Consider the following 16119-nt stretch of genomic DNA (forward strand, 5'->3'; position numbering starts at 1 on the left):
ACAGCGCCCGCCGCAAGGCGGGCTTTAAAGAGTCTTAAAAATGAACATCACTGCAGCCAAACACGATCCTAAGCAAGTTGGCTTAAATGAAGGCAATCAGAAGATCAGAAAGATGATCTCGGTTTTGCTATCTTTGCTGGCGCGCGTCCTGTGGTTGTTCCTGGTCATGACTTGGCCTATTCTGCGCCGGGTGTTGGTGATCGACATCACTTTCCTCTTCTTGCGGATGTCCGTCAATATCGCGCGGCACGGCCCATATTTCGACTGGATCTTTTGGGGTCATTTTGTTCTATACGTTGCCTTGATCTGCATCATTATTCCCCATAAATCAAGATAAGAAGAGTGTAATGCAGCTAAACACTTAATATATTCCTTTTAATTTGCTAGACTTGCAGCAAATCAAAAGGATACAGGTTGAGGGATGATTAAATCGAGAGCAGGGAGCGTAAAGAAATCAGATCGTGTCCAAGCTTCCCCAGAAGCACATGCGCATCCAATTGATATTCCGCTGGATCTGATAGAGGAAGATCCCAACCAGCCTCGCACCGTCTTCGATCCGCAGCTGCTCAACGAGCTGGCCGATACCATTCGGCAGCGAGGGGTTAAAAACCCGATATCCGTGCACCATCATCCAGAAAAATCCGGCAGGTATGTCATCAACGACGGCGCGCGGCGCTACCGCGCCTCACATCTGGCCGGCAAGAAAACCATCAAGGCATTTATCGACGTTGACTTCACCAAGATTGACCAGATCATCGTAAATGCCCATCAAGCGGGTTTTACACCGAGAGAATGGGCAATCCTCATCGAGCAGGAGGAAAAAAAGGGCAAGTCCAGACGGCAGATCGCGCGCGAGCTGGGCATGTCCGCGCCCCATATCACCAGCCATGCCGCGTTGTTGCGCTTGCCAGATTGCATTGCAGACGCTTTCAACTCCGGGCGGTGCCAGGATGTGACTGCCGTGAACCATCTCGTCGTCGTTTGGCGGCAATATCCAGATGACGTGGAGTTCTGGCTGGAAGATCCGACCGTCGAAATCACGCGGGCATCCATCGCGCGACTACGCGCGTTCCTGGACAGCCGCGACCAGTCCGAACAACCGGTCGGGCCAGCCGCCGTGGCAAAGGAACGCAAAACGCGCATACCCAGTCCATTGAGGCTGCACAAGCCGATAGTCAGAATTCGATACGAAGGAGAGCCCGCACAATTGCTGTTCAACCGCCGGCCCTCACAGCCCGGCTATGCGTGGATTAGAAGCGAGAACGGCAATGAAAGGGAAGGCGCCATCGAAAAAATGCAGCTTACAGAGCTGAGCGAAGGCAAATAAAAGCAGAAGATGAAGGGCAACTAATGTCCCAGGACACGGCACCGAAAAAACAGCGCATTCTCGTCATGAACGGACAACGTTTGATCCAAACCGATGAGGATGGAAAGTGGGTCACGCAAAAGGTTGGAAAGGCGGGAAGCCTCAAGCCTGGCATTTATGCTGCCTACATGGCAACGGATGCGGACAAGGCGCTGCAACATACCGGAATCGTGTTTCACATAGACGAACGCTATGTATACCTGCAAGAGCCGCATGGGAACACGCGGCATCCGCTGAAAGCGTTCGATGCGGTCCCGGAAAACGGCAAGACGATTTGTATCACGTATGAAGCGGGCAGGGCGCTGACCACGGCGGTGGTGTTGAGCCCCACGCACAAGCTGACTCGCTGATTTCGTGCAGCCACAAGCTAGCTTACCCAAAGCACGGTGGCGGCTGCGACCAAGGACAGCATGGATATAATGGCACTGAGTCCCGCATAGCGCCGCCAATGCAGGAAATCCGTCATCAACTTATGGTTTGCCGCTTCGCCCTCCAATTTGAATTCTTGGAAAAGCCGTTGTGCTTCCTGCCGCAAGGCCAGCTTCGCGGCCACGGTGGATTCACGTATGGTTGCATCCAGACGGTTTGCGGACTGGTCCTGAAGTTGTGTCGACAAGGTTTTCATGGCGGTTAAATACTCTTCAAGCAAGTTATGTTGAATGCCCATACTTGCCTCCATCACCTGCCGATTGATGGTGTATATCATCAGTATAGGATCGTCGCGATCCAGGATAATGCCATGCCTGGCCATGACCTCCTGGATGATTTTATCTATGCTAGTCATGCAAGTTCAGCCGCGGTGTCGCACTGTGTATAAAGCCGATCACGCACGATCTTTAGACGCTGGCGAGTCATGATCGGCAGCGATGCAAGCTGCAGCGACTCATCGAAGGTGCGCCGCGCTTGCAGCATGTCCGACAAGTCGCGGCCATACGTTTCCTGCTTCAGTAGCGGAATTTCAACAATGGCGGCTACCTGCTTGCGATGATCCTTGCAGGCTTTCATATCCTGGAATTGCTTGCCCTCATGCTCGATCGGTCCCCAGTAGGGGTTGAGCCAAACGACAAATACCGCATCCTCAGGAAACTGCGCGGCCATCTGCGAAAAACCGCTCACGGTATCACGCAGGGCCTGGCCTCCGGTGACGACGGTATGCACCATCATTTGGTGGCCCATTTCCTTCAGTAACGCCGGTACCTGATTGGAAATGAGATAGTGCGATAGCGGTACGAAAGAGCTGGCGCCGTTGTCGATGATGACATCAACCTCGGCCGGCGCGAGCAATTCCACCAGCGCATCGAAATTGCGCGGGTTGATCTCGTCGCCTTCCATGATTTGAAGGCGCTGGACTTCGAGCGCCTTATAGCCATGAAAGGTGGCATTGACCGGGTCGGTATCGACGCACAGGGGTTTTTGCCCCCTGGCCGCCTTGTACTGAGCGAGCACGGAGGCAATGAAAGATTTGCCCACGCCGCCCTTGCCTTGCAAAACCGTGTGTATTTTAGCCATCAAAGTATATCCTCATCGTTAGGGGTGGAAGAAAAAGTAAAGCCATCCGACCTGGATGCCGCGGCTGGATGGCCCGTGGCGATTGCCTTGGCGGGCGAAGCCAGCAGGCTCATTGCCTGCTTGTGGCTCCTGCCCGCGTTTTTGAGAACCAGGCGCTTAACCTGGTTGCAGAAAGTGTTGTAGCTTGCCGCGATCTTCTGTTCTGCATGCAGCGTCTCCCAAATCTGGTACACCGACCACCCATCGTTCAACGCTTGCTGAATTTCTTCACGTTGCGCCAGGAATGCAGCGAGATTGCGCGCGTTCCGGCTGGATACTTTGTCCTTGACTCGAAGCGAAATGCGGAATGAAAGGTCTTTTTGCATAATTCATATTAGATTAATCGAACATTTATTAATAATATACACTTATTTTGTGGTTGCACAACCCATCTTTTTTTGGTAACTTGGATTCAGCAGCGAAATAAAGCGGGAAAAATAATTCCCAGTGAAAAACGTTATTGCGAAGAGACAGGGCAAGATATGTGAAGTGGGCCTACCCGCAAGCGGGTATTCCACACTTCACTCCCGCCTTATTCGCACGATGTGCTCAACGGGGATCTTGCCCTGCGGGGCAACCATAATGGACGGCTGCCGCCGTCAAGGAAAAGGAAATGGATACCGACCGCGCGCCGACCAGGAAGGGCAGCACACCCATCAAGGTGTACTGCCTTCCAGCCGAAAAGGACCAGATCAGCCGGAACGCGCAGGCTGCCGGGCTGAGCGCGTCGATGTTTCTGCTGCACGTGGGCGCTGGCTACGAGGTGCGAACCATCCTCGACTACCAGCGCATCGACGACCTGGCCAGGATCAATGGCGACCTGGGACGGCTGGGCGGGCTCCTGAAGCTGTGGCTTACCAACGACGAGCGGCTGCGCCAAATGAAAGCCACTGAGCTGCGCGCCGTCTTGAACAAGATTGAGGCCAACCAGGAAGCCATGCGCGCTATCATGCGCGCCGTGCTCCGGCGCGAGCCGGGCAGGGGAAGGGAGGAGGCGTGATCGCCAAGCACATTCCAATGCGCGCGGCACGGCGCAGCAGCTTCCGGGATCTCGTGGCCTACATTACGCAGACGAAGGACAAGGCCGTGCGGGTGGGCGCGGTGCGGGTGTCGAATTGCCATCAAGAGGACGCCGGCGATGCGGTCAATGAAGTGTTGGCGGTGCAGCTCCAGAACCGGCGCGCATGCAGCGACAAAACCTATCACCTGCTCATCTCTTTCGATGCGGGCGACCATCCGTCGCCGGAGGGGTTGCGCGACATCGAAAGCAAACTGGCGGACGCCTTGGGGTTCGCGGGCCACCAGCGGGTGAGTGCCGTGCACACCGATACCGACAATCTGCACATTCATGTGGCGATCAATAAAATCCACCCGAAGGCGCTCACCATCCACAACCCGTACTGCGACTATAAAACCTTGGGCGAAGTCTGCCAGCGCCTGGAACAGGCCCACGGGCTGGCGCCCACCAATCATAAGACAATTGCGCGGGGCGCGCGCAACGCCGCCCTGGACATGGAACATACGGCAGGGGTGGAAAGCCTGTTGGGATGGGTCAGGCGCGAGTGCCTTGACGATTTAAGGGCGGCCCAAAGCTGGCAGTCATTGCACCAGGCGTTGGGCAAATCCGGCCTTGCGCTGCGGGCGCAGGGCAACGGATTCATCATTACCGACCAGGAGGGCAGGGCAGTCAAGGCAAGCTCCATTGCGCGCGACTTGTCCAAAACCCAGCTAGTAAAGCGGCTGGGCGCGTTCGAGCCCGGCCGCCCAGCACAGATCCAGTCTGCCCGCTCCTATCGGATGCGGCCCGTATTGCCCCAACCGGGGAGTACCGTGACGGATGATCTCTACCAAAGCTATCGGGCCGAGCAGAGCGAGAACCGGCAGGCACGGGTCAAGATTCGCCGCGCGCTGCGCCAACAAAAGCAGGATCAGCTCTCGGCGGCAAAGAAGAAAGCCCGGATCAGGCGCGGCATCATCCGGGAACTGAATTGCGACAGCCTCTCCCGGCGCGCGCTCTATTACCAAGCGGGCGCAGCGTTGCGGGCAGAATTGCAGGACATTTACGGCCAGCACCAGTCGCAGCGCGAACATCAGCTTGCGCAGTCCAAGCCCCAGGCATGGTTCGACTGGCTGGCCGACCGGGCGGCGGCGCACGATGCGGCGGCACTGCAAGCCTTGCGCCTCCGCAGCCAAAAGGCGGCACGGCGCGCGGACAGCCTCATGGGGACTATCCAAGCGGGCAGGGGAGGCGAAAAGGCAGACGGAATGCAGGTTGATAGCGTCACCCACCAGGGCACGATCATCTACATCAAGAAAGCATCCGCCATCCGCGACAGCGGTCACCGCCTGGAAGTATCGGAGGACATCACCCAGGATGCTTTGGAAATCGCAATAAGCATGGCGCTGCGGCGTTTCGGGCGGAACATCACCATCGAGGGCGACAGCGCCTTCAGGGATCGCGTACTGCATACCGCCAGCGCCTTGAAACTGGATATCGCCTTTACCGACCGTACGGCGAAACAGGCGCGCACGGACGTTTTACAGGAAAAACCGGTGCTGCCGCCTCAGGCCGAGACTGAACCTGTCAAACTGCATAGGCACTCCGCTAGCCATGTAGCGCCACCGCGCCAGGACAATCCCGGAGAAGCCGCCGCGCGGCGCTACATCGCGGAACGCGAAGCGAAGCGGCAACTCATCGCCGGCATCCCGAAGCACGTCCTTGGCAATCCCAGCCTGCTTGCGGAGATCCGCTACGCGGGCTGGCGAAAGGTGGATGGGCAATTTCTGCTGCTGGCAGCCACCCGCATGGACGAAGTGGCGGTGATTCCGGTTGACGCCACCACGGTCGCGCGGGCCGCGGGGACGCGGCTGGGCGCGGCAATTCACCTGGACGGCAAATGCCTGAATGAATCCAGGGGATTAAAATTGTGAACCCCGGCCCGAACAATGCCATCGGTCCGCAAGTGCGCGGAGAGAGCGGAAACCGCCCGCTCTTGATGCTTGCGCTGTTCCTGCTGGTGCTGGTCGTGAGCCTAGCCGCCGCGACACAGTATCTCGCCCATGCTCTTCAATACCATGCGGCATTGGGCGCCAACGTGAGCCATCTCTACGCCCCCTGGAAGATTCTGGAATGGGCAAGGCAATGGCCGGGCCGCTATTCCGACCAGTTCAGCATGGCAGGCAGCATAGGGCTCATGACCGCAGCATTTGGCCTGATCCTGCTCATGGGCTACAAAAAACACTTGGCACAGTCCAGTAGCGTGAGTTCCCGCTTACACGGGTCGGCGCGCTGGGCAGACAAGAAGGACATCCTGGCTGCTGGCCTGCTGCCACGCAACGCTTCGTGGCTGGACAGGTTGAAGGGGAAAAGCAGGGAAGAGCAGCGTGCATCGGTATACGTGGGCGCCTGGCTGGACAAGCACGGGCGGCAACACTACCTGCGCCACAACGGCCCGGAACACGTGCTGTGCTACGCGCCGACGCGCTCTGGCAAGGGCGTGGGGCTGATCGTGCCCACTTTGCTGTCGTGGCCCGAGAGCGCCGTCATTACAGACCTGAAAGGGGAGCTATGGGAATTGACCGCCGGATGGCGCAAGCTCCATGCCCGCAACCGAGTATTGCGCTTCGAGCCCGCATCAGTCGGCGGCGGCGCACACTGGAATCCGCTAGACGAAATTCGCATCGCCAGCGAACAGGCGGTAGGTGACGTGCAGAATCTCGCCACCCTGATCGTCGATCCGGACGGGCGGGGATTGGAAACCCACTGGCAGAAATCGGCGCAATCGCTGCTGGTGGGGCTCGTCCTGCACGCGCTTCACCAAGCGCTACACGATGGCAAGCCTACGCCCGCCATTGCTGATATCGACGCAATGCTGTCCGACCCCGACCGCGAAATTGGGGAATTATGGATGCAGATGTTCGCTGCGCCGATCCCGGACGGCACGCATCAGCGCATCGTTGCCGCCACTGCGCGCGACATGATGGACCGGCCCAAGGAGGAAGCTGGCTCGGTACTGTCCACCGCCAAATCCTATCTGTCGCTCTACCGCGACCCGGTGGTGCGGGACAATACCGCGGATTCGCATTTTCGGATAGCAGACCTGATGCACCACGACAATCCGGTGAGCCTCTATATTGTCACCCGCCCAGCCGACAAGACCCGGCTGCAACCGTTGGTGCGCATCCTGCTCAACATGATTGTTCGGCTGCTGGCGGACCGCATCGAATTTGAGCATGGGCGGGCAAAACCCGTATACAAGCACCGTCTATTGATGATGCTGGATGAGTTCCCCAGCTTGGGCAAGCTCGGAATCCTGCAAGAGTCGCTGGCTTTCCTCGCCGGGTATGGGATCAAGTGCTACCTGATCTGCCAGGACATCAATCAACTTCGGTCAGGCACCACCGGCTATGGGCGTGATGAATCCATTACCTCGAACTGCCACATCCAGAGCGCTTTTCCGCCCAACCGCGTAGAAACCGCCGAGCATTTATCGAAACTTACGGGGCAGACCACCATTGCCAAAGAACAGGTCTCCAAGAACGGCAAGCAGACTTCCCGCACGATGCAAGAGGTTCAACGTTCGCTGCTGACCGTGGATGAATGCCTGCGCATGCCGGGGCCGGTCAAGAGAACGCAGGATGGACAGGATGTGATCGAGAAAGCCGGTGACATGATTATCTATGTCGCCGGATGCCCGGCCATTTACGGCAAGCAGCCGCTTTATTTTCAGGACAGGATTTTTCAGGCGCGAGCGGCAATTGCCGTGCCGATCCAAAGCGATCGACTGATATAAGCATATTTCTGTATATCTATATTTCTGTATTTACTAAAAAGATGGTTGTGTCACCGCATATCAGCCGTGCCTTTGCCATCGGCGGCATCGGTTTCATGGTGCTCGGATTGCTGTGTTATGCAGCCGGCTTGCGGGTCAATACCACCCGGAGCATTCCGGTGGGCCTATATTGGATGACCGACGAGGCGGTAGCCAGGGGCCAATATGTGCTTTTTTGCCCGCCGCAAACGCTCCTGTTCGAAGAGGCGAAACGGCGCGGATACATTGGAGCAGGATTCTGTCCGGGAAATTATGGCTACATGATGAAGCGTGTGTTGGCCGCAGCCGATGATCGGGTGGTCATAGCAGGGGAGGGCGTCAGCATCAATGGGAAACTTTTGCCTGCCAGTGAGCCGTTCAAAGCGGATAAAGCGGGCAGGGCAATGCCGCATATCTCATCGGGCACCTACACCCTGGCAAAGTCAGAATTGCTGCTAATGTCGGATGGGAGCCCTACCTCTTTCGATGGGCGCTACTTCGGGGCAGTGGATGCATCTCAGGTCAAGGGCGTAATCCAGCCGCTACTTATATGGTGAGGCGCACCCTGTAGCTTGCTTCAACACGGCAATCCCGCTCACCTGCGGTCAACGGGCCGGGCTCTATGTGCTCTGCACACCGGGCCTGTGGTCCCGGCCATGCGGTAACGATCCCTTTTGCGACTATCCCATCTAGCAGCCCCGCCCGTTCCGGGCCGCGCTGTTCGTCAGAACTAATTCCATCCTATGCGGAGCGCTTTGCGCTGCGCTGTAGAGCCAAGCCGCGTTTCATTGCAAGGGGCGCGTTGCGCCTTACCTTTTCGTTGTTCAGGCCCAGCCCTTGCAATCTCATTCCTTCGTCTTGGCCAGCTGCCCAAAATACTTGACAAACACAAATTATTTGATAAAATAACATAAGATAAAAAGTAATTACTTTATTAAATATGAGGGGGCCACCATGGGACGCAAAGCACTCCACACGCAGGAACAAGTTTTCGAAGCAGCCGATCATCTGGCGGCAAGCGGGCGGGAAGTCACGCCGACCACCTTGCGCGATGCGCTGGGCGGGGGCAGCCTAACTACCATTTACCGGCACCTCGAAGCTTGGGAAGCCACCTGTAAGGCGGTGCCAGCCCCGGTCAGCATTCCCATGCCGGATGCCGTAAGACTGGCCTTCGAGCAGGCTTGGCAAGCGGCTGCCACCGAGGCCGGCAAAGAAATCGCGGTCATCCGCGAAAAAGCGGATACCGAAATCAAGGCGACGCACCGGCGCCTGGAAGAAGCGGTGGCGGCTATCGGTCAACTCGAAAGTGAGCAGCTGGCCGACGCCGACCGGCTGGAGGGACTGGAAACCACGCTGCTCAAGGAACGGGAAATCGCGCGGCAGGCTGTGATCGATGCCGCCACCCGGGAAGCCGGGCTTGCGGCCACTGTGGTCGAGCTAAAACATCACAGCGGCGAGGTGGTCAATAAACTGACGATCAGCAAGCAGGCCATCGAGGCCGAGTTATCCGAAATACGCAAGGAAGTTCGTGCGTTGACTGAAAAGCTCGGCAAGGCCACCGGCGCCGCCGACGCGTTGCGCAGCCAGGTTGCCGAGCAGCAAGCAACTATCCGCGACTTATCCGGGCGGCGCTAGCCGGGCGGCAGGGGTAGCGCCTTAGGATATGGAATAAAAAAAGATCATGCCGGTTCTTATTTAAATGGCGGCTGGTGACACGACTGCTTGTGCTACCTCTATTTGGATAAAGATCTAGGCAAGGTATTAACCCAACCTTCATGCGGCGGCCCGCTCACACATTGTCAGCGGGCCGGACTCTATGTGCTGAGCACACCGGGCCTGTAGTCCCGGCCATCCGATAACGATCCCTTTTGCAAATACCTGTCTAGCAGCGTCACCTGCCCGGTCACGCTGACCATCGCGGCTAACCCCACGCGCAACGCTTCACGTTCCGCTTCATCCGCTCTCACTAGCCCACCCGCTTACTACCCCGCAGTCGCTTCATTCGGGTATCGCCAAGCACTAAGACCCTAGCCAAGCCGCGTTCCATTGCAAGGGTGCGCTGCGCCTTGCCCTCTCGTTGTTCAGTCCAGCCCTTGCAATCTCACTCTCCCGTCTTGTCATCCCGCCGTGCTTCAACGGCGAAACCCTCAGCGAAGCGATGTTTTACAGCAGTAAGCAGGTTGGCCAAGTCTGTTCGAGCAAATCAGTTCAAGACCTGGCTCGCCCCTAACAAAACGATGACCGGAAGGGAGAGGATCAATGGCGACGAACTACATTGGATTGAACAAACACCAGCAGGAGTTTGCCAAGCTGGTGCATGAAAACAGCCGCAGCCGTCATCCCTATACGGTTTTCAAGGATTTCTGCGAGCTGGCCGCGCTGTCGTTTAGCAACGCAGTTGACCGGGCGCAATTTGAAATACGGGAGGCACGGTATATGCAGATCGTCAAAGGCTATAAGCCGGAAGAAGTTGCGCGCTTCCCCAAGATGCTGGCCTGTCTCACGCTATCGCTGGAAGAGGGCATGAGTGATTGCCTCGGTCAGTTATTCATGGCGCTTGAGCTGGGAAACAGTGGGGCAGGGCAGTTTTTTACGCCTTATCACGTATCTGTTCTGATGGCGCAAATACTCTGCGGCGATGCAGGTCAGGTATGTAAGGAAAGGGGATTCGTGTGCGTGATGGAGCCGGCAGTCGGGGCAGGGGGGATGGTGATCGCCACCGCGGAAGCCTTCGCGGAGGAAGGCATCAATTACCAGCAGGCGATGCATGCTACTTGTATCGACATCGATGCAACCGCCGTACACATGGCTTACGTGCAGTTGTCGTTGCTGCACATTCCGGCAATTGTCGTGCATGGCAATACGCTATCGATGGAGCAATGGGGATACTGGTTGACCCCCGCGCATGTGCTGGGGTTTTGGGATGCGAGGCTCAAGCGGGACGTGAGCGCCCGACAGGATTGGGGCGAAAAAGCCGATCATGCCGTACCGCCTATGCCGGAAGCGGTTGTGCAGCAGGTGCGCGAGGTTGTGGCGGTACAAACCGGCACGGGGCAATTGACGTTGTTTTAAGGTATCCGGTGCAGGGCGTCTTGCCTGCCAATAGACGCCCTGCAAGGCAAGGGCAGGGCACCCGCGCCCCCGGCCACGGCCAAGCCGGCGCGCGCGGCCAGGACTGAACGGATTTTCCTGGTCAAGAAAATTGTCCCTGCTTGCCGCTGTCACACGCCCCGCCAGCCGCTCAGACTTCGTAGCGGTGCGCTTCGCCTGTCATGGCGTGTGATCCGCAACTGCTGCGCAATTGCGGCCGCAGCAATCATCAGGCCTTACCCCATTTAAAACTTTTTAGCGGCACGGGCCGATCCCGTTGCGCCATCCCCCCATCAATTCCCCCCAATCGCTTGCGAGGGGGACTTGTGGGGGATAAGCAAACCGCAACAGGAAAGGCCCGGTTGTTCCTTCGCCTGCCCACCCCACCCATTCCCAACCCATGCCCGTGAGGGCAGGGCTATTCCCCACTCCCGTCGCCCCAGGGCGAAGCGAAGAGGTTCGAGCGAGAGGATCTGGTTTTAAGACTCTCTTTTTCAACCTTACTTTGGAGGCTAGCCATGGAACAAATCAAGCAACCGTTATTTTCACTGGGGCAGGTGGTGGCAACACCCGGCGCACTGGATAAGACCCATCCAGTGTGGATGGCGAATTGTCTTGCGCGGCATATGCGAGGCGATTGGGGTTCGGTGGACGAGGAAGATATCGCCACCAACAATGAAGCGGTGCGCCTTGGGTTTCGTGTCTTATCGGCCTATCCGATTGACGAGACCCAGCCCTGTGAAGGCTTTGGCGACAATACGCTGTGGATCATCACGGAAGCCGATCGCAGCGTGACCACCTTTCTTTTACCCAACGAATACTAGAACCCATGCCGGTGCGGCGCACCGGCTCTTCTTTCTCTTTACTAAACCCTTTTCACAGGAAAAATCATCATGAAAAACACCCACGTTACGCAAGCCATTGAAACCGGCAACATTCAGCGCATTGCCATCAAGAATCTTGTTAAATCGCCTCTGAATGTCCGCAAGAAAGAGAGCGGCGGTATAGGCGAACTGTCCGCTTTGATTGCCGCGCAAGGGCTGATACATAATCTGATCGTCACCGAGCAAAAGAAGAAGAACAAAAAGACCGGAAAATATGAAGTCGTCGCCGGTGGGCGGCGGCTGGACGCGCTGAATCTGCTAGTGGCCGAGGAGCGGCTATCAAAAGAGAGTGAAGTGAATTGCCGCGTGGTGGGTGCGGAAGAGGCACTGGAACTCAGTCTTGCGGAAAACTCCGGACGCGAAGCCATGCACCCCGCCGATCTGGTCATGGCCTACCGCAATCTGACTGAAGCGGGACTGTCGCCGGACGAGATTGCCCCGCGCTTTGGCGTATCTCCCCTGACCGTCAAGCGTTACCTCAAGCTCACCCACGTTTCCCCGGCCATCTTCAAGCTGTATGCCGAGGATGAAATGAATTTTGAACAGATATCCGCGCTGGCGCTGACCGAAGACCACGAATTGCAGGAGCGCATCTGGAACAGTACGCCCGAATGGCAGCGCAGCGGATCAAACTTCCGGCGATTGATAACCGGAACCGAGATCGACATTCAGCGCAGCCCGCTTGCCAAGTTTGTCGGATTGGAGAAATATGAGGCTGCAGGAGGGTTGGTGCGCCGCGACTTGTTCGGGAAAGAGGGCGAAGGCTATATACAGGATACAGAGCTTTTGGAATCGCTTGCGCTGGAAAAACTCAATCAGGCGATTGAAGCCATCAAGGGCGAGGGCCATGCGTGGGCGCAATGCCACACTACGTTCGACCATTCGGACAGGGCAGAATTCGTGAGGGCGCGAACCAGCAGGCGTGAACCGACAGCCGAAGAACAAGCCGCAATGGATGCGCTGGATGCTGAAATGGAAGCCCTCACGGCCGAATTTGAGGGATACGATGAGGAAATGGACGAGGACGGCGAAACCTATGCCGCGATTGAAAAGAAGCATGACGTCGTACAGGAAAAGATAGCGGCATTGAATGAATCGCTGGAAGAGCCGGACGCCACCGACCTTGCCATTGCAGGTGTCATCGTTACCATTGACCATGCAGGGGAATTACGCATCGAGCGGGGCTTGATCCGGAAAGAGGACGTGAAGAAACTGCCCAAGGCGCAGGGAGGAGAATCAGGGTTGGCAGGAAGTGAGCAGAGCGAAACGGCGAAACCTGTGCACTCGGAAAAACTCACGCGCATGTTGACGGCTCACCGTAGCGCAGCGATTCAGGCGCAGATCATGGACCGGCCGGAAATTGCGCTGGCGGCACTCGTGCATCGGCTGGCACAATCGGTTTTCTCGAACGGCTACCTGTCGAATCGCATCGTTCAGGTCAACATCGAGCAAACCTATCTCAAGAAGGACGCAGAGAACATCGAAGAGAGCCGTGCAGCCAAGGTAATCGAGGAAAAGCGGGCGTATTGGACAGCGCGCATCGAGGCAACAGGGCAGGGCGGCAAGACGCTGTTCGGGTGGCTGTTGGAGCAAGACCTTGCGGATTTGCACGACCTGCTGGCGTTTTGCACGGCGGTTTCGATCAATACCGTATCGGGGCGGGAGCATGCGCCATCGGATGACGTGACGGCGATCATGGCCGCCTTGAATCTGGACATGGCCGACTGGTGGGAACCCACGCCCGAGAATTATCTTTCGCACGTATCCAAAGATCGGATTATTGAAGTAGTGGGAGAGGCGGTTTCCCCTCAAATGGCGCAGACCATGACAAAGATGAAAAAGGGTGAACTGATCGAGTCCTCGAATGCGAAACTGTCGGGCTTGCGCTGGTTGCCGGATAATCTCAAAGTGGAGGCGCTGCAGGAATAATCTTAAAACCTTGCCACCACAGACCCTTATCTGGGGCTGTGGTGGCACGAGGGTGTTTTCGTATATGCGAAAACTCCGGATTCGCAGGATTGGTCTGCACTCCGGAAAGTCGTCTTAATTTTTATATGCCAATGAAACTCGAAAAAGCGGCCCCATAGGAAACCTCGATTATAATCATTGATATGTGCGAACGTTTTGAACATCTGGAACACACTGCGAAACACGTGCTCATGAGCGGATGTTATGTTACTCGACCTGTGATCCGCGGTTAATCAGCTGCATGCCATTGCCCACGCGCTCAAATCGGCAAGGGAATTCCCAGTCGATATTGAGCCTGGTTATTGCGGCCGGTGCGAACAGTTATCAAGATGTGCTATGAGCGCCGTGAAGCACGCCAGTTCCGTACCTGCTTCGATTTCATGAGCTTGTATCCAAAGAAAGTCAGCAACAGCAGCGCTATCAGCGGCCCTATCGCCGCACGAAAAATATTTGTATAGTTGATCATCTTTACACGCAATGGATACTGGTAATGTACGGGAGGCACTGCCTCCCCAGTAATGAATACCGTATAGACACCCTTATCCAGGCTGGTTTCCCCCCTGATTACCCCATCAGGGTGGTAGCTCGGACGCAGGTATGTCACCGTCTCATCCTCTACTTCGCTGGTTCCTCTCACTATCCGTACCCCAATAGGAATCTCCCGCAGTGCCTGGTCCACCAGATCCACCACCAGGAAGGTATCACCTTCCTTGGGGATTTCCGTGCAGTATTGGTCGTCCGGCTCGTGTTGCGGCTGGTAGGCACTCAAATGCACCATGCTGTTATCGCCGAGCCGGCGCATGCAGGTATCCTCTTCCATGCCTACCTTTCCATGCGCTCCAGCCGCGCCACAGTAAAGAGCCATCGCGAGGGTAAGCGCCGATATGCTTGCCTGTACCACTTGCTTGATCATAATCAATTTACTCCTTTTTTATACTGTTCAACCGTGAATAGGTTCCACCACTCTGCATATCGTCCCTGTGAAGCCAGGACGATATGCGTGGGAGGCGGCACTCTCTATGGGTATACCGAAGCGGTTGTGAGCAGCCAACAGGTTCTTTACATTCGTTATTTATCCCTTCTGGAAGCCTTCTTCGCCGTAGGCAGTGATGTCATTCTTTAAAAGTGTTATGGTCACACGACCTTAAAGCTGGAAAGGATACTTATTCCAATCTATCGCTATGACGGCTTGCTGCTCAATTATCGCTGGTCGGCAATCGCCCCGCTCCCCTGTCATGCGGGAGTGGGGCGATTGTCATACGGTTCAGGGTTTCAGCCGGTTCTCATGTCCTCAAAGTGCCGCTTACGGGACGATCCGGTTGTTGAGGATGACTTTGCTCTGTCCGTTCCAGATGACGTCGGTCAGGTTGGAGTAGCGGGTGATGATCTGTGCCGCGATGCCGCCGGCAAACAGGCCCGACCAGCCCAGTATCACAAAGCCCCAGTGCAGCGGTGCGCTAAACAGTTCTTCCATGAACCAGAAGGCATGGCCCCATTCGTTCAAACCTACGTTCGGCAGGATCATGAGCGGGCCGGCAATGGCCATCACCAGCGGGAACGAGGTGCCACGAGCGTACAGCGGCAAGCGGGTCATGGCATACAGGTAGCTGGCCACGCCACAGACGATGTACATCGGGAAGGAACCATAAAATACCACCACATGGCTCGGGGTGAAGCTGGTGTCGCGGATGATGACCTGGTGCCAGGAGGCGTCTTGCTCGGTGAAGAAGCTACCGCCCCAGTACACGCCAAACAGGTACACGCCCAGCCACATCATCCAGTAGAAGTAACGCTTGATCTCGAGCTTGGGGTCCAGGTTGTCCAGGTTGGTGTCACGTGTCTTCCAGATCCAGCCCCAGGTGACCAGCGCAAAGATCGGCATGACGATCATGTGCACCCGCCACAGTCCCATCCATACCTTCTCGAATTCCGGCTCCATCGAGTCCATGCCGTGCGAGTAGGCAAACGTCCGCTGAAACCAGATCCAGAATATCGCTACTCCCAGCATGGTGATCAGCCCAAATTTGTACCACCTTGAGTCGTACCACAGCGACATGTCGTAGTCGCGTCCGCTCGACCCCGCATGGCTGCCTGATGTTTCAAGTGTAGTTGCCATTTTAATTACTCCTTGTTACCAATAGTTAAGAATCCAACCAACTTTTAGCAGCGAAATAAATCCGCAAGCGCATTTTAGATTACGATATTTATAGATAGTTCCCACAATTATATTGTGGTTTCTCTGCAATCTTTTTCCCCTGAAATAGTGAATAGTTGTCATCTAACTCTTGACAGATTAGATGATGAGACTTATCTTACACTTCGATAGTAACACCTGATCATCTAGTCATGGTCAAAAGGTTCCGCGGGAGTCTTCGATGATGACCTGATGCTGTACGCAAACTTCTAAACCTCTTCGAGGGCTAGAATGATCAGGCCTGATGCGGCTTAAAAT

17 protein-coding genes are annotated in these 16119 nt (G+C 56.3%); 11 read left to right on the top strand and 6 right to left on the bottom strand.

Translation table 11 applies throughout. From position 1 onward, the window contains the following. The first annotated feature begins 40 nt into the window (after positions 1-40). The 3 genes from kleE (at position 41) to BLR00_RS15870 (ending at position 1716) form a co-directional block, all read left to right on the top strand. A complete protein-coding gene (gene kleE, locus BLR00_RS15860) occupies positions 41-337 on the top strand; it encodes a KleE stable inheritance protein (RefSeq protein WP_074634430.1) in 297 nt (98 codons plus the stop codon). Between the two features lie 84 nt (positions 338-421). Continuing rightward, a complete protein-coding gene (locus tag BLR00_RS15865) occupies positions 422-1327 on the top strand; it encodes a ParB/RepB/Spo0J family partition protein (RefSeq protein WP_081346893.1) in 906 nt (301 codons plus the stop codon). 23 nt (positions 1328-1350) lie between these two features. After that, entirely contained in the window at positions 1351-1716 is a 366-nt protein-coding gene (locus BLR00_RS15870) for a KfrB domain-containing protein (protein ID WP_074634433.1), read from the top strand. A 17-nt stretch (positions 1717-1733) separates the two neighbouring features. On the opposite strand, the gene BLR00_RS15875 is transcribed toward BLR00_RS15870, so the two are convergent. Genes BLR00_RS15875 through BLR00_RS15885 form a run of 3 tightly spaced genes read right to left on the bottom strand, consistent with a single transcriptional unit; the run spans position 1734 to position 3240 of the window. Next, a complete protein-coding gene (locus BLR00_RS15875; protein WP_074634436.1) occupies positions 1734-2150 on the bottom strand; it encodes a hypothetical protein in 417 nt (138 codons plus the stop codon). Next, positions 2147-2875: a nucleotide-binding protein gene (locus BLR00_RS15880; RefSeq protein WP_074634438.1), complete on the bottom strand. Its 729-nt coding sequence runs from the start codon at positions 2873-2875 to the stop codon at positions 2147-2149. The genes BLR00_RS15875 and BLR00_RS15880 overlap by 4 nt, the downstream gene beginning before the upstream one ends. Beyond that, positions 2875-3240: a TraK family protein gene (locus BLR00_RS15885; RefSeq protein ID WP_074634441.1), complete on the bottom strand. Its 366-nt coding sequence runs from the start codon at positions 3238-3240 to the stop codon at positions 2875-2877. The genes BLR00_RS15880 and BLR00_RS15885 overlap by 1 nt, the downstream gene beginning before the upstream one ends. A 287-nt stretch (positions 3241-3527) precedes the next feature. Between BLR00_RS15885 and traJ the strand changes: the two genes are divergently transcribed. The 5 genes from traJ (at position 3528) to BLR00_RS15910 (ending at position 9360) form a co-directional block, all read left to right on the top strand. Next, positions 3528-3914 (top strand): conjugal transfer transcriptional regulator TraJ, encoded by a 387-nt coding sequence (gene traJ / locus BLR00_RS15890; RefSeq protein WP_074634444.1) that lies wholly within the window; start codon positions 3528-3530, stop codon positions 3912-3914. Beyond that, a complete protein-coding gene (gene traI, locus BLR00_RS15895) occupies positions 3911-5845 on the top strand; it encodes a TraI/MobA(P) family conjugative relaxase (protein ID WP_074634447.1) in 1935 nt (644 codons plus the stop codon). The genes traJ and traI overlap by 4 nt, the downstream gene beginning before the upstream one ends. Next, on the top strand, positions 5842-7707 hold the full coding sequence (locus BLR00_RS15900; RefSeq protein WP_074634450.1) for a type IV secretory system conjugative DNA transfer family protein: 1866 nt from the start codon (positions 5842-5844) through the stop codon (positions 7705-7707). The genes traI and BLR00_RS15900 overlap by 4 nt, the downstream gene beginning before the upstream one ends. A gap of 47 nt (positions 7708-7754) precedes the next feature. After that, the gene (traF, locus tag BLR00_RS15905; RefSeq protein WP_256324216.1) at positions 7755-8282 is read left to right on the top strand and encodes a conjugative transfer signal peptidase TraF; all 528 of its coding nucleotides are present in this window, start codon (positions 7755-7757) and stop codon (positions 8280-8282) included. A gap of 397 nt (positions 8283-8679) precedes the next feature. Further along, positions 8680-9360 carry a DNA-binding protein gene (locus BLR00_RS15910; protein ID WP_074634455.1) on the top strand — a complete coding sequence of 227 codons (681 nt, stop codon included), beginning with the start codon at positions 8680-8682 and terminating at the stop codon, positions 9358-9360. A gap of 179 nt (positions 9361-9539) precedes the next feature. Here the strand turns inward: BLR00_RS15910 and BLR00_RS16780 are convergent, their stop codons facing one another. Continuing rightward, a complete protein-coding gene (locus BLR00_RS16780) occupies positions 9540-9692 on the bottom strand; it encodes a hypothetical protein (protein ID WP_176760008.1) in 153 nt (50 codons plus the stop codon). Between the two features lie 292 nt (positions 9693-9984). On the opposite strand from BLR00_RS16780, the gene BLR00_RS15915 reads away from it, so the two are divergent. From BLR00_RS15915 to BLR00_RS15925, 3 genes are all read left to right on the top strand, one after another. Next, complete coding sequence (locus tag BLR00_RS15915; RefSeq protein ID WP_074634457.1) at positions 9985-10797, top strand: N-6 DNA methylase; 813 nt, start codon at positions 9985-9987, stop codon at positions 10795-10797. 536 nt (positions 10798-11333) lie between these two features. Next, entirely contained in the window at positions 11334-11639 is a 306-nt protein-coding gene (locus BLR00_RS15920; RefSeq protein WP_074634460.1) for a type I restriction endonuclease subunit M, read from the top strand. 69 nt (positions 11640-11708) lie between these two features. Further along, positions 11709-13628 (top strand): ParB/RepB/Spo0J family partition protein, encoded by a 1920-nt coding sequence (locus BLR00_RS15925; protein ID WP_074634463.1) that lies wholly within the window; start codon positions 11709-11711, stop codon positions 13626-13628. Positions 13629-14001: 373 nt separating this feature from the next. Here BLR00_RS15925 and BLR00_RS15930 read toward each other — a convergent pair whose 3' ends face one another. Together BLR00_RS15930 and BLR00_RS15935 are read right to left on the bottom strand one after the other, a co-directional pair. After that, complete coding sequence (locus BLR00_RS15930; RefSeq protein WP_074634465.1) at positions 14002-14580, bottom strand: hypothetical protein; 579 nt, start codon at positions 14578-14580, stop codon at positions 14002-14004. Positions 14581-14970: 390 nt separating this feature from the next. Then, positions 14971-15783: a methane monooxygenase/ammonia monooxygenase subunit C gene (locus tag BLR00_RS15935; protein ID WP_074634468.1), complete on the bottom strand. Its 813-nt coding sequence runs from the start codon at positions 15781-15783 to the stop codon at positions 14971-14973. Positions 15784-16119: the final 336 nt, after the last annotated feature.

Origin of the sequence: Nitrosospira multiformis (assembly GCF_900103165.1) — a bacterium.
Taxonomy (GTDB): Bacteria; Pseudomonadota; Gammaproteobacteria; order Burkholderiales; family Nitrosomonadaceae; genus Nitrosospira; species Nitrosospira multiformis_D.

What these genes read in the sequence shown, in the direction of transcription:
- kleE (WP_074634430.1), top strand. Translation starts at nt 41, where the DNA reads ATGAACATCACTGCAGCCAAACACGATCCTAAGCAAGTTGGCTTAAAT.
- BLR00_RS15865 (WP_081346893.1), top strand. Translation starts at nt 422, where the DNA reads ATGATTAAATCGAGAGCAGGGAGCGTAAAGAAATCAGATCGTGTCCAA.
- BLR00_RS15870 (WP_074634433.1), top strand. Translation starts at nt 1,351, where the DNA reads ATGTCCCAGGACACGGCACCGAAAAAACAGCGCATTCTCGTCATGAAC.
- BLR00_RS15875 (WP_074634436.1), bottom strand. Translation starts at nt 2,150, where the DNA reads ATGACTAGCATAGATAAAATCATCCAGGAGGTCATGGCCAGGCATGGC.
- BLR00_RS15880 (WP_074634438.1), bottom strand. Translation starts at nt 2,875, where the DNA reads ATGGCTAAAATACACACGGTTTTGCAAGGCAAGGGCGGCGTGGGCAAA.
- BLR00_RS15885 (WP_074634441.1), bottom strand. Translation starts at nt 3,240, where the DNA reads ATGCAAAAAGACCTTTCATTCCGCATTTCGCTTCGAGTCAAGGACAAA.
- traJ (WP_074634444.1), top strand. Translation starts at nt 3,528, where the DNA reads ATGGATACCGACCGCGCGCCGACCAGGAAGGGCAGCACACCCATCAAG.
- BLR00_RS15910 (WP_074634455.1), top strand. Translation starts at nt 8,680, where the DNA reads ATGGGACGCAAAGCACTCCACACGCAGGAACAAGTTTTCGAAGCAGCC.
- BLR00_RS15915 (WP_074634457.1), top strand. Translation starts at nt 9,985, where the DNA reads ATGGCGACGAACTACATTGGATTGAACAAACACCAGCAGGAGTTTGCC.
- BLR00_RS15920 (WP_074634460.1), top strand. Translation starts at nt 11,334, where the DNA reads ATGGAACAAATCAAGCAACCGTTATTTTCACTGGGGCAGGTGGTGGCA.
- BLR00_RS15925 (WP_074634463.1), top strand. Translation starts at nt 11,709, where the DNA reads ATGAAAAACACCCACGTTACGCAAGCCATTGAAACCGGCAACATTCAG.
- BLR00_RS15930 (WP_074634465.1), bottom strand. Translation starts at nt 14,580, where the DNA reads ATGATCAAGCAAGTGGTACAGGCAAGCATATCGGCGCTTACCCTCGCG.
- BLR00_RS15935 (WP_074634468.1), bottom strand. Translation starts at nt 15,783, where the DNA reads ATGGCAACTACACTTGAAACATCAGGCAGCCATGCGGGGTCGAGCGGA.